Raw genomic sequence first — 11410 nt, 5'->3', positions numbered from 1 at the left:
CAAAATCCTGGTTATTTTGTGATACTCCCTTTTAAACTTGTATTAACCTACGATAAAGCCATATTTTAATGGATCTGATCCGTCGATTAGATACGTTCCGAACCCTGTTAAGCAGCAGGATCCGGTGATCATGGGAACTACAGCATTAAAGTTGGCAACCTTTGTTGTTTCTTTGATAGAACCCCGGAAAATAGAGCCGATAAAGGATTCATACCTAAACTCTTCGCCAACCTGGATTTCACCCCAGTGATGTAAGGTGGCAAGCTTGGCACTTGTACCTGTTCCACACGGAGAACGGTCAGCCTGAGCTTCGCCAAAAATAACTACGTTTCTTAAGTCAGCCTTATCCGGGTTTGGAGTTGGCCCATAGAATTCTACAAGATCAACGGTTGTGATGTCAAGTAATGGATGCTGAATTTCGATTTCCCTGTTAATGGCCTCTAATATTCGCATACCTAAGGCTGTATATGCAGGAACTGTTTTTGCATTGATTTCACCAATGGATAACTGGGTTGTATCAACTAATGCAAAAAAGGATCCACCAAAGGAAATGGTGAATTTAATATCCTGTCCATCAATATTAACGACACAGTTTTCCTTGTATACAAAGGCCGGAACATTTGTTAAGGTAACACTTTCAACTTTTCCATCTCTTACAAGGGCCCTTGTGCGGATGAGACCTGCGGGGGCATCCAGGATAACTTCGTTTTCGCCCTCTTTCATTTCCTTTAAACCAGCCTCAAGAATAACGGTAACTGCACCGATTGTACAATGACCGCACATATTCAGGTATCCGCCCGTATCCATAAATAATACACCGAAGTCGGCTTCTTCGTTTACCGGTTCACAGATAAAGGCACCAAACATATCATGATGTCCACGTGGCTCAAACATTAAGGCTGTACGGATATGGTCGTAATTTTTTTCCATCCAGTGTTTCTTTTCAATCATTGTTTTGCCTTCCGGTTCAGGAAAACCACCCAGTACCATTCTGCAAAATTCTCCGCTGGTATGAGCGTCAACTACCTGGAGCTGAGCTTCAAAGCGTTCAACATTAATTTTAGCCTCTAATTTCATAGATGCATCCTTCTTTCTCTTGTGATTATTTTAAGTACTAAAGGAACAGGGCTTCAAGGGTGCCAGTTTATTGCAGATGCTTTGTATAGAAAAAAGCTATAAAGCAAAGCACTACTGATGTATACTCTGCACTCAATGGATAGCTATGTATTTCCTTTAGTCCTTATATACATTATTGCTTAAATAAAATAAAAAGTCAATTGAATTTTTGTCTATTTTTGATATAAAAAAACACAAAAAGGTGTTGATTTTTAAAGAAATTTATGGTAAAGTATGTAGCGTCAGAAGGAATTAAAATAATTATGGAGGTAGCTGGGTAACTGGTGTACCCCCTGGTCTTCAAAACCAGTGTTGGGCGTTAGGAGCGTCCTGGGTGGGTTCGATTCCCACATACCTCCGCCAAAAAAGCAAAAGATGTTGATTGATAGAAGTATTCTATAATTAAAGATAAAGGAAAATACTGTATCAGAAATTCAAATAAGTAAGTGGATGTGAGGCCACTTTTTGCTTATTAAGAGATAAAAAGTTTAATTAAAAGGAGAGAATTGTCGTGAGAAATTTACAAATTCTTTTAAGGCAGCATGTAGGTGCACCCTGTGAACCAATTGTAAAAGCGGGCGATACAGTACAAAAGGGTACATTGATTGCTACCCCAACAGGACTTGGAGCGAACATTTTTTCAAGTGTGTATGGTGTGGTTGAAGAGGTAAAGGAAGATCGGATTATCATTAAGCCGGACGAAAAGCAAAAGGACGAGTTTCTGCCAATCGCAGAAGGCAGTAAGCTTGATATGGTAAAAGCTGCCGGTGTCGTGGGGATGGGTGGTGCAGGCTTCCCGACCGGTGTAAAACTGGGAACAGACCTGGAGGGTGGATACATCCTGGTGAATGCAGCGGAATGTGAGCCTGGCTTGAGGCATAACATAATGCAAATTGAAACGGAATGTGATAAGGTAATCCGTGGTGTGAAATATTGCATGGAAATTTCAAATGCTGCGAAGGCTATTTTTGCCATCAAAAAGAAAAATGAAGAAGCTGTGAGGATTTTAAAAGAAGCTTTAGATAAGGAACCGGATATTTCCATTCATCTTCTTCCGGATATTTACCCAATGGGTGAAGAAAGGGCTGTTGTTAGGGAAACCCTCGGTATTGAACTGGAGCCAACACAGCTTCCGGTAGCAGCAAAGTCAATTGTAATTAATGTAGAAACACTTTCGAGAGTGGCAGAGGCAATTGATGAAAGAAAGCCTTGCTTTAGCAAAAATCTAACAGTAATCGGTAAGCTGAAAGGTGGAAAGGAAGCACATGTATTTATGGATGTTCCAGTCGGCAGCTCTGTAGAGGATTTAATTGAAAGGGCCGGAGGAATCGATGGGAAATACGGTGAAATCATCATGGGTGGTCCTTTTACCGGTAAGGCTACGGCTTTCGATGAGCCTATCACAAAAACAACTGGTGGAATTATTGTGACTATGGAATTCCCGGATTTACATGGAGCAACGATTGGCCTTCTTGTATGTGCATGCGGTGGTGACGAAGCTCGTATGCGTGATATTGCAAATAAAATGAATGCAAAGGTTGTCTCTGTGGCTAGATGTAAACAGGCAGCAGAAATGAAAAATGGTGCACTCAAATGTGAAAGACCAGGCAACTGTCCAGGGCAGGTCAAGAATAGTATGCAGTTTAAGAAGGATAAATGTGAGTATATCGTTATTGGAAACTGCTCTGACTGCTCCAATACGGTTATGGGATCAGCACCAAAGATGGGATTAAAGGTATTTCACCAAACAGACCATGTTATGAGAACCATTGGTCATCCATTATATAGATATCTGAGAGTCTCTAAAAAAGTAGATCAGGATATCTAATCAGCCTTGAAATATAATATGCGGTATAACTATCATGAGCACACAAATGTAATTCTTCCCCCGATGCTTTATATTTGTGTGAAATGATTGGGATATATAAACTTTAAGGGGAAACCCGAACAATAAGTAAGGAGGTAGGAAATTATGTCAATTACAGCCGAAACATGTAAAGAGCATGCAAAGGATCCGGCAGTATTATGCTGTAGAGCAGAAGCAGGTATCACAATTGGACCGGAGAACTTAGAAGATCCAGCAATCTTTGATGATTTAGTAGATTCAGGATTATTAAAGTTAGACGGCTGCTTAACTATCGAACAGATTTTAGGTGCTAAGCTCACTAAAACCTGTGATTCTCTCACACCAATCACAGCTGATGTTGTAGAAGGTGCTAAATTAGAAACAGCATTACCGGAAGAGGTATCAAAAGAGACTGTAGCAGCCCCTGTAGCTGTAGCAGCTCCAGCTACAGCTACGGTTGCAGGTGGAACATTAAAAATTCATATTGGAGAAGGTAAGGATATTGATATCGAATTACCAATGGGAGCAGGAGCAGGTGTGGCAGAAGCAAAAGCTCCGGTGGCTTCAGCTCCGGCTGTAGCAGCTCCGGTTGCAGATTTAAAGGAAGAAAAGGTAATCAGGACATTAACGAGAAAACACTTCAAGGTAACAGAGGTTAAGAGAGGACCTGAAACAAAATTTGATGGTACCGTTCTTTATATCCGTGAGGGTATTGAAGAAGAAGCAGCAGCTTCACAGAAGCTCGTTAATAGCTTAAAAATTGATATTATTACACCAGAGCAGTACCATACTTACTCAGAAACAATCATGGATGTTCAGCCTATTGCTACAAAGGAAGGCGATAGCGAAATTGGTTCAGGAATTACCAGAGTGCTGGATGGCGTTGTTATGATGGTAACAGGTACCGATGCGAATGGTGTTCAAATTGGAGAGTTTGGTTCCTCAGAAGGATACCTGGACGAAAACATTATGTGGGGTCGCCCCGGTTGCCCGGAAAAGGGTGAAATTTTTATCAAGACAGAGGTAGTCATCAAGGAAGGAACCAATATGGAAAGACCGGGTCCTTTGGCTGCACATACAGCAACAGATGTGATTACACAGGAAATTCGCGAGGCATTAAAGAAATTAGATGAATCCTTAGTTGTTGATACAGAAGAATTCAAACAGGTAAGAAGACCAGGCAAAAAGAAGGTTGTTATCGTAAAAGAAATTATGGGACAGGGTGCTATGCATGATAATTTAATCCTTCCTGTAGAGCCGGTTGGTATTCTTGGTGGAAAGCCTAACGTAGATTTGGGTAATGTCCCTGTTATGACATCTCCACTTGAGGTGCTGGATGGATGTATCCATGCATTAACCTGTATCGGACCGGCTTCCAAGGAAATGTCAAGACATTACTGGAGAGAGCCGCTTGTGCTGGAAGCGTTGCATGATGAAGAGGTAGATTTATGTGGAGTTCTTTTTGTTGGATCTCCTCAGATTAATGCTGAGAAATTCTATGTATCAAAGCGTGTTGGTATGATGGTAGAATCCTTAGATGTTGATGGTGCCTTTGTTACAACAGAGGGCTTTGGTAACAATCATATTGACTTTGCATCCCACCATGAGCAAATTGGTATGAGAGGTGTACCGGTTGTTGGTATGTCATTCTGTGCTGTACAGGGAGCTCTTGTAGTAGGTAACAAATACATGACACATATGGTTGATAACAATAAATCGGAATCCGGTATTGAAAATGAGGTGCTTGGTTGTAACACCCTTTGCCATGAGGATGCTATCCGTGCATTAAATATGTTAAAAGCAGCTATGTCAGGTGAGGATGTTAAAAAGGCTGAGAAGAAATGGAATCCTAATGTAAAGACTACTAATGTAGAGCTGATTTCCAATGTGACAGGAAAGCCAATTGAGCTGGTTGCAAATGAACAATCTTTGCCTATGAGTGAAAAGCGTAAGGAAAAATACGACTAAGATATCAGGTGAAAAGCATGAGGTATGGTGATAAGATTATTAAGATGGAAGGTGTAATCGTAGAGGTGCACGATGGATGTGTAGGTATTGACCTCAAAGGACGTTTGGGATTTTTAAAGGTTCCAATGCGTATGATGATTACAGATTATCCACTTAAGGTCGGACAAGAGGTTGCATGGAATATGAGCTTCATTGAACAGCTTGGTCCGGAAATCAACGACAAATATGTGAGTAACCAGGAAATGTATAAAAGACGGCAGGCAGAGATGCAAGCTAAACAAGGAATAAAAAATAAGGAGGAATAGCAATGAGTTTAACAGTTGTTAAGGGGCTGCAATCGGAAATCTTTGTTCCGATTACACCACCTATGGTCTGGACTCCGGTAGCAAAAGAGCTAAAAGATATGACGATTGCTCTTGCTACAGCAGCAGGTGTGCACCATAAGGAAGACAAGCGCTTTAATCTTGCTGGTGATTTTACCTGGAGAAAAATAACAAATGATATGCCATCAAAGGAATTAATGGTATCCCATGGTGGATACGATAACGGTGATGTTAATAAGGACATTAACTGTATGTTTCCAATCGATAGAATTCATGAATTAGCAGCCGAAGGCTTTATTAAGGCTTGTGCTTCTGTGCATGCAGGTTTTATGGGTGGTGGCGGAAATCAGGAGAAATTCAAAAACGAGACTGGTCCGGCTATCGCACAGATGTTTAAGGAGGAAGGAGTGGACGCAGTTATCCTCACTGCTGGATGAGGTACCTGTCACCGCTCTGCAGTATTGGTGCAGAGAGCGATTGAAGAAGCTGGAATTCCTACGATTATTATTGCAGCTCTTCCACCAGTTGTACGTCAGACTGGTACACCACGTGCAGTAGCTCCATTGGTGCCTATGGGTGCTAATGCTGGTGCTCCAAATAACGTGGAACAGCAAACGGCAATTGTAAAAGCAACATTAGAACAATTAGTTGAAATCCAGACACCTGGAAAAATTGTTCCATTGCCTTTCGAATACATTGCTAAGGTTTAACAGAAACTTTATAAAGGACAGATGTTTACATCTGTCCTTTTTGTATAGTATAATGAGGTTAAATAATTTATTTGGAGGTGTGTAAGGTGGCTGATGTAGTGAAGGATTTGCGGCGTTTGGTGATAAAAGCCTATCATATGAAGGAAGTGGAATGGGGTGAGCATAACAATATCACAACAGATGGGAAAATGACTGTCAGTAGGGAAATGCTTGATGAGCTTGTAGAATCCGAGCCCTTAATTGAAAAAATTGATATTCAAATTATTCAACCAGGTGATCACGATCGTTGGACAAATACAATGATGGATATCATTCCGATTTCTACAAAAGTACTTGGTAGGATAGGAGAAGGAATTACGCATACGATTACAGGGGTATATGTAATTTTAACCGGTGTGGATGTAAACGGAAAGCAGACCCATGAATTTGGCTCCTCAGAAGGAAATATGAAGGAAAAGCTATATTTAAATCGTGCAGGTACACCAGGAGATAAGGACGTGATTATTTCTTTTGATGTCACATTGGCAGCCGGTATGGGGCAGGAACGACCAGGGCCTACCGCTGCACATAGAGCCTGTGACAGGTTTATTCAAACCTATCGTGATAAATTGAAAAAATTTAAAGGTGAGCTTTGCACAGAACGCCACGAATATCACGATATTGTAAGACCTGGAAAGAAACGTGTCCTTATTATAAAAGAAGTAGCCGGCCAGGGTGCAATGTATGACACCCACCTGTTTGCAAAGGAACCCTCTGGTGTGGAAGGTGGCAAGTCAATCATTGATCTGGGGAATATGCCTGTGATATTGACTCCAAATGAATATCGTGACGGTATTATCCGTTCAATGCAATAGGAGGTGTGCAGTATGGGAATTGGTCCTTCAACGAAAGAAACGACGCTACATCACTTTAGGGATCCATTGCTGGAGGTGGTTTCAAAAGATACCGATGTAGATTTAATGGGAATTATTCTTGTAGGTTCTCCTGACGGAAATGAGGAAAAAATGCTTGTAGGCACAAGAGCAGCTGTATGGGCAGAGTGTATGCGTGCAGATGGTGTGATTTTTTCCTGTGACGGCTGGGGGAACAGTCATGTAGATTATACAAATACAATGGAACAAATTGGTTCCAGAGGTATTCCTGCAACAGGAATTACATTTAATGGAAACGCCGCTCAGTTTGTAGTAATGAATGAATATCTGGAGGATGTTATTGATATCAATAAGAGTGCAACCGGGGATGAAACGAATGTTTTAGGCGAAAATAATATGACAGAGCGTGACTGTAAGCTTGCACTTGCAAAATTGAAATTAAGAATGCGGCAAAAAGATTTGGAGAATAAATAAAATACAGATGGATTATATTGTACAAATAAGACGTGACACAAGGCTTTTAAAGGCCTTTATAAAGTTTACAAATAGAGTTCGTCATCCGAGAGTGACGGTGTATATGATTACGATAGGTGCTACCCTGCTTGCATTACCCTTTGTAAATCATGAAATTGAGACGGTTGGGGTTGTTATTTGTTATGTGCTGGGAATTCTGATGCTTATAATGGGCTTGTTCAGACATTATATATCCCTTTATCTGATGAAGAATAATCCGCAAACAAGGGTAGACGAGGAGTTTATCTATCAATTTGGAAATGCAGAAATCCAGGTAGAAAATAGAGGGATAACACAGTCGCTGGGTAGCTATAAAAAAATATACCGTTTATGGGAGGATGAAAAGCATTTCTATATAGGAATGAATGAAGATGATTTGCTTGTTCTGCCGAAAAAGGCTTTTAAGGCTGGAAATGCGGGCACGTTCAGAGATTATGTGCTGGAAAGAAGCAAGGCAGGCTATACCTGGCAGCCCACACGAATGGATCATATAATTAAAAATAATGTGCTGCAATTTAAAATGAAAATGGAACAGTAAATGTAATTAAAAAGGGCATTTGAAATTTACAAATGCCCTTTTTATGTAATTTAAACAGCAGAACCCTTCTTAATACCATCGCGAAGATATAAAAATGCTGTAAAGTATACAACAACTACGATGATTTTTGTAAGAAGATCAAGTGGTAAGCTCTTTACAAACAGGTAGGCTACGAATACACCAGCAGAACCGGCGATTGCCTGTGTCCAGGATGCAACAAGGTCGATTCTTGCTTCCTTAATGAATTTTGGACCATTACCAAAGGCCATTAAAAATGCACAGGAACCCATCATAGCAGGGAAAGCACAGCCAGCGTCCATACCTAAGGCAAGTACCATAGCCATACATGGAGCATAAAGACCTACACCGATGCTCATAAGGGCACCAAAGATAAAGTTACCAATAACTGCAATAGCAAGCTTGGTACCAGATAAGCCTAAGGCAGTACCCTGGATGCCGAAAGGACCAACGCCAAGGTTTTTCATCAGAACTACAGTGGCGAGAATAAAAAGTCCGATAAATAAAGTGAAACGAACCTTTTTTCTGTCAAATTTAGATACAATACCAGCCATTACAATGGAGCCAACTACTGCTGCTACGAGCATAAGAACGAGTGTAAGGATATCCATCTCAACAAGGCCAAAGAATAAAAAGGCCTCCACACATACAGGAACAGTATCACCTACGTTAAGCGTACCAGGAACAAGAGCATCATCTACAGATTTTGTTAGCTTGAATGCTGCAGAAGTCGGTGCAAAGGATCCAATGCCCAGGGTGTCAAGGAAGTTAGCAACAAATCCAATAATTGATGTAATTACTACGTGTTTCATACCAAATGCCCATAATTCTTCGCCGGTCATTCCGGTAATAGGGTCTTTTTCTTTGCTGGCACGAAGTTCTATTGTTTTCTTTGCCATAAGAACGACGGTGAGGACAACACCCAGAAGGGATAAGCCTTTTAAAACATACATTGCCATAATTTTACCTCCAAAATATTAAATTTTATCAACAGTACTTCTTTAACAAGTATAGCTTTAACATATGCATTCCCCCGAAAACACATAGATTTTGTTAAATATGACTGTCTGGCATAAACTATATTATCAAAAATATGGGAAAAAGTCAATCAAATGTAGGGTGTCTGTACTGTTGGCACTTCTGTTATTGTTCGAAAAGCTGGATTATTTTGAAAAAATGCGGGAAAAGATTGTCAGATTCAACTAAGAAAAAAGGCACCAGCTGTGCCTGATGCCCGTCCAACTTTGAATAATTTATTCTTCACCTTTATCTCCCGTTAAGACATTCCACTTGTCAAGAATTTCTGTTCTCTTTGCTCGCCTTTCCTCCTGTTATATTTGCCCTTCTTGTATTCCGGTGCAAACAAATTAGAATCGGATTGGAATTGCATCAATATCCAGGCTGCAAAGAAATTTATCAAGATCCTGATAGGATAAGAATATAGTTGCAGTATTATCGCAGGGATGTACACCAATGCTTTTAGCTTTTAACAAGCTGCGGTCAATAAAAAATTCAACAGCGTGCTCTTTATCATTTATAAGCCCAAGGGGAGTAACACTTCCCTGCTTTAGCTTTAAGTACCTTTCAAGGCGTTCCGCAGAAGCAAAGCTGACATTGCTGGTTTCCAATTGACGTGCCAGAGATTTTAAATCTACCTTTGATTTTTCATCTGCAGTAATTAAAAAATGTCGTTTCCCTTTTGTGTCACGAAGAAAAAGATTCTTGCACAGGGTTCCCTTTTTTGGAAGTCCCAGACGATCCATATCCTCCATTGTGTGAACAGGCTCATGCTCTACAACTTCGTACTTAATCCCCAGCTTGTTTAAAACATCATAAATATGTTGTTTTTGATCCTCCATAATTAACCTCCTATCAAATTATAATACTACTAGAGCCAAAATACTCCCTTGCCCTTAGTAGCATTATAATTATAATAGAAGCTAGCAAGAAAGTAAATAGGAAATATATTTGAGTTTCTCCACTTTCAACTCATTGTCACTCAAACACTGCTGTACCAAAGTATTTAGCCAAAGTCAGTTGTTGTGATTGTTCTTTTTTCAAAAGGAAACCTTTTATGCCTGAGTGTGTTCTGGCAAGAACACGCTCAATGGCATATCCTAGTGCATAAAAAATAAATTTAGAAACGTCAAAAATACGCTTGGAACCTTCCTTTAATTCCAGCATAAAAATAGTGTCTTCTTTTTCGGAAGTTATCATGCCAATATATCCTGTGGCCAGTGTTGCAAACAGATTTAAGTTACGAATCGATTGCAATGACATTACCCGTAAATCTTCTAACTCAAACTGTTGTTTTTTGAACTTAAAGTATTCTTCGATTCTCCATCTCATCAGATAGACCCTGGTTGCAATCATACACAATTTTTTCTTTTCTGATACATCTAAATTTGTAAGCAACAGCATTGGTTGTACTCCAAAACCATAAACAACCACAAGTATTAGATTCTGATTGGAAAATTCGCACAACCGTACAGGAATATAACTTATTTTGCATTCTATCTTTTTGCCATTTTTATCTATAAAGTCCATCCGATAATTCCCTTTATACTTATTTGCAACATCCATGATATTTTGTGCTTTTCCGTTATAAATGACATTACGATTCTTTTTAGCACGGATTACAAACTTTTCATCCTTCTTCAAGAAATATCTGTAATAATCATTTGCATCAAATCCTCTATCAAGTGTGCGTACACAATCCTTTGAAAAATATGCAGACAATGATTTCGGACACTGGATATTTTCGTGTGTCGCACTGACAACCCCTTTTTCTGTTGCTGAAAAAACTTTTTCATAGACAGGCAACGGCATCTTTTTACCCTGCGACAGAACAGCGGCTTCCACTGTAAAATATCCCTTTCTTATTTCACCTGTACTTCCATCGTGGACATCAGAGATTGCTTCCATTTTCGGACTGCATGGTTTGGTAATGTCAGAATTATCGATAACAATAACCGTCTGTTCTTCGGTTATCTGCTTCTTAACCTCAGAAATATAATTTTCCATGACAAGCTCTTTTTGACTGAATGCAAAAAGATTTCTTGAGAGCCGGTCAATCGTTTTCTTAAGTGTAATATTTTCGTTTAGCGAACGGGAAATTTCACTTATATGAAGCTTATTTCCGGCTAAAATACCATAAATCATCTGTAATAGAAATTTACTTTGTGGTCTTTTTAACCCTTTTGAAATTTTTTCAGAAAAATTAGTTAAATCCCTTTTCATTTCATATCCCAATCTGTTATAATTAATCATGCAAAAACACTCCTTTGTTTGGTTATTTTGTGGTGATTTAATTATAACATTTGGATGCTGTTTTTGCATTTTTATTTAGCGACAGATTTTATGGTTATGAAAAAATAGGGAAACTCAAAAAACAAACTACCGATTGACTTTTTCGGGGATGTGTGATAAGATGATTTGCGTTACTTTGTAACTATTCAGTACCCCGTTAAGGGCACTTTTATTTTTTGGGCAAAACAGAGAAAATA

11 protein-coding genes and 1 tRNA gene are annotated in these 11410 nt (G+C 39.5%); 8 read left to right on the top strand and 4 right to left on the bottom strand.

What is annotated here, in order from left to right:
- Positions 1-42: 42 nt before the first annotated feature.
- Positions 43-1077, bottom strand: a complete 1035-nt coding sequence (locus ASU35_RS09955; protein ID WP_058352874.1) for a proline racemase family protein — start codon at positions 1075-1077, stop codon at positions 43-45.
- 304 nt (positions 1078-1381) lie between these two features.
- Between ASU35_RS09955 and ASU35_RS09950 the strand changes: the two genes are divergently transcribed.
- The 8 genes from ASU35_RS09950 (at position 1382) to ASU35_RS09910 (ending at position 7886) form a co-directional block, all read left to right on the top strand.
- Positions 1382-1479: transfer RNA gene (locus ASU35_RS09950), tRNA-Sec, on the top strand.
- 148 nt (positions 1480-1627) lie between these two features.
- Positions 1628-2944 carry a proline reductase-associated electron transfer protein PrdC gene (prdC, locus tag ASU35_RS09945; RefSeq protein WP_058352873.1) on the top strand — a complete coding sequence of 439 codons (1317 nt, stop codon included), beginning with the start codon at positions 1628-1630 and terminating at the stop codon, positions 2942-2944.
- Between the two features lie 144 nt (positions 2945-3088).
- Entirely contained in the window at positions 3089-4930 is a 1842-nt protein-coding gene (prdA, locus tag ASU35_RS09940; RefSeq protein WP_058352872.1) for a D-proline reductase (dithiol) proprotein PrdA, read from the top strand.
- A 17-nt stretch (positions 4931-4947) separates the two neighbouring features.
- On the top strand, positions 4948-5235 hold the full coding sequence (locus ASU35_RS09935; protein ID WP_058352871.1) for a CBO2463/CBO2479 domain-containing protein: 288 nt from the start codon (positions 4948-4950) through the stop codon (positions 5233-5235).
- Between the two features lie 2 nt (positions 5236-5237).
- A complete protein-coding gene (gene prdB / locus ASU35_RS18720) occupies positions 5238-5963 on the top strand; it encodes a D-proline reductase (dithiol) protein PrdB (RefSeq protein WP_083504235.1) in 726 nt (241 codons plus the stop codon).
- An 86-nt stretch (positions 5964-6049) separates the two neighbouring features.
- Positions 6050-6817 carry a proline reductase cluster protein PrdD gene (gene prdD / locus ASU35_RS09920; protein ID WP_058352868.1) on the top strand — a complete coding sequence of 256 codons (768 nt, stop codon included), beginning with the start codon at positions 6050-6052 and terminating at the stop codon, positions 6815-6817.
- A 12-nt stretch (positions 6818-6829) separates the two neighbouring features.
- Positions 6830-7309 carry a glycine/sarcosine/betaine reductase component B subunit gene (locus tag ASU35_RS09915; RefSeq protein ID WP_058352867.1) on the top strand — a complete coding sequence of 160 codons (480 nt, stop codon included), beginning with the start codon at positions 6830-6832 and terminating at the stop codon, positions 7307-7309.
- Between the two features lie 7 nt (positions 7310-7316).
- Positions 7317-7886 (top strand): YcxB family protein, encoded by a 570-nt coding sequence (locus tag ASU35_RS09910; RefSeq protein ID WP_058352866.1) that lies wholly within the window; start codon positions 7317-7319, stop codon positions 7884-7886.
- A 50-nt stretch (positions 7887-7936) separates the two neighbouring features.
- On the opposite strand, the gene ASU35_RS09905 is transcribed toward ASU35_RS09910, so the two are convergent.
- From ASU35_RS09905 to ASU35_RS09895, 3 genes are all read right to left on the bottom strand, one after another.
- On the bottom strand, positions 7937-8863 hold the full coding sequence (locus tag ASU35_RS09905) for a permease (protein ID WP_242861256.1): 927 nt from the start codon (positions 8861-8863) through the stop codon (positions 7937-7939).
- Positions 8864-9271: 408 nt separating this feature from the next.
- Positions 9272-9763 carry a prolyl-tRNA synthetase associated domain-containing protein gene (locus tag ASU35_RS09900; RefSeq protein WP_058352865.1) on the bottom strand — a complete coding sequence of 164 codons (492 nt, stop codon included), beginning with the start codon at positions 9761-9763 and terminating at the stop codon, positions 9272-9274.
- A gap of 136 nt (positions 9764-9899) precedes the next feature.
- Positions 9900-11174 (bottom strand): transposase, encoded by a 1275-nt coding sequence (locus tag ASU35_RS09895; RefSeq protein ID WP_058352864.1) that lies wholly within the window; start codon positions 11172-11174, stop codon positions 9900-9902.
- Positions 11175-11410 lie beyond the last annotated feature (236 nt).

Source organism: Acetivibrio ethanolgignens, assembly GCF_001461035.1.
In the GTDB taxonomy this organism is placed as follows: Bacteria; Bacillota; Clostridia; order Lachnospirales; family Lachnospiraceae; genus Velocimicrobium; species Velocimicrobium ethanolgignens.
Note: the sequence above shows the minus strand (reverse complement) of the source record. Positions and strands in the feature narration are given on the sequence as shown.

Excerpts from the sequence above, each read along its gene's own strand:
- ASU35_RS09955 (WP_058352874.1), bottom strand. The coding sequence starts at position 1,077 with ATGAAATTAGAGGCTAAAATTAATGTTGAACGCTTTGAAGCTCAGCTC.
- prdA (WP_058352872.1), top strand. The coding sequence starts at position 3,089 with ATGTCAATTACAGCCGAAACATGTAAAGAGCATGCAAAGGATCCGGCA.
- ASU35_RS09935 (WP_058352871.1), top strand. The coding sequence starts at position 4,948 with ATGAGGTATGGTGATAAGATTATTAAGATGGAAGGTGTAATCGTAGAG.
- ASU35_RS09915 (WP_058352867.1), top strand. The coding sequence starts at position 6,830 with ATGGGAATTGGTCCTTCAACGAAAGAAACGACGCTACATCACTTTAGG.
- ASU35_RS09910 (WP_058352866.1), top strand. The coding sequence starts at position 7,317 with ATGGATTATATTGTACAAATAAGACGTGACACAAGGCTTTTAAAGGCC.
- ASU35_RS09905 (WP_242861256.1), bottom strand. The coding sequence starts at position 8,863 with ATGGCAATGTATGTTTTAAAAGGCTTATCCCTTCTGGGTGTTGTCCTC.
- ASU35_RS09900 (WP_058352865.1), bottom strand. The coding sequence starts at position 9,763 with ATGGAGGATCAAAAACAACATATTTATGATGTTTTAAACAAGCTGGGG.
- ASU35_RS09895 (WP_058352864.1), bottom strand. The coding sequence starts at position 11,174 with ATGATTAATTATAACAGATTGGGATATGAAATGAAAAGGGATTTAACT.